1 pseudogene is annotated in these 577 nt (G+C 60.7%); it reads right to left on the minus strand.

Annotated features, from left to right (window positions below):
* A pseudogene (locus H097_RS26090) lies at positions 1 to 523 on the minus strand (electron transfer flavoprotein subunit alpha/FixB family protein); the annotation flags it as partial.
* Between the last annotated feature and the right edge of the window lie 54 nt (positions 524 to 577).

Here is a 577-nt window from a genome sequence, read left to right on the forward strand (position 1 = left end):
TGCCAGCATTGTGCACAGCCGCAACGGCTTCAACGGCAGCCGAACCACCAACGGCGGCAACCGGGTCGAAGCCGGTGGCGCGCACGGTGATGACTTTGACGGCAGCTGTCGATTGCACGGTGGCAATGGCGTTACCGGCGTAGATCGGGCGCTTGAAGGTGTCGGCGCTTTCCACCGAAACGATCTCGGAGATCTGGTCAACGTCCAGCTGCGCGGCAACGCGTGGCAGGATGTTTTTGCCGTTGGAGGTAGCGGCAGCCAGGATGTGGCTGTAGGAAGCGCCAAGCTCTGCAACCAGAGGCGCGACGTTTTCCGGCAGTTGGTGCGCGTAGGCAGCATTGTCAGCCAGCAGTACTTTGCTCACGCCAGCTACTTTTGCTGCAGCTTCAGCCACGGCGCCAGCGCCTTGACCGGCGACCAGTACGTGGATGTCGCCACCGATTTTGGCGGCGGCAGCAACGGTGTTCAGGGTGGCCGGGGCCAGCACCTTGTTATCGTGTTCGGCGATTACGAGGATAGTCATGATCAGATCACCTTCGCTTCGTTTTTCAGTTTCTCGACCAGTTCAGCCACCGAC

It is taken from the genome of Pseudomonas sp. FH4 (genome assembly GCF_000510915.2).
In the GTDB taxonomy this organism is placed as follows: domain Bacteria; phylum Pseudomonadota; class Gammaproteobacteria; order Pseudomonadales; family Pseudomonadaceae; genus Aquipseudomonas; species Aquipseudomonas brenneri.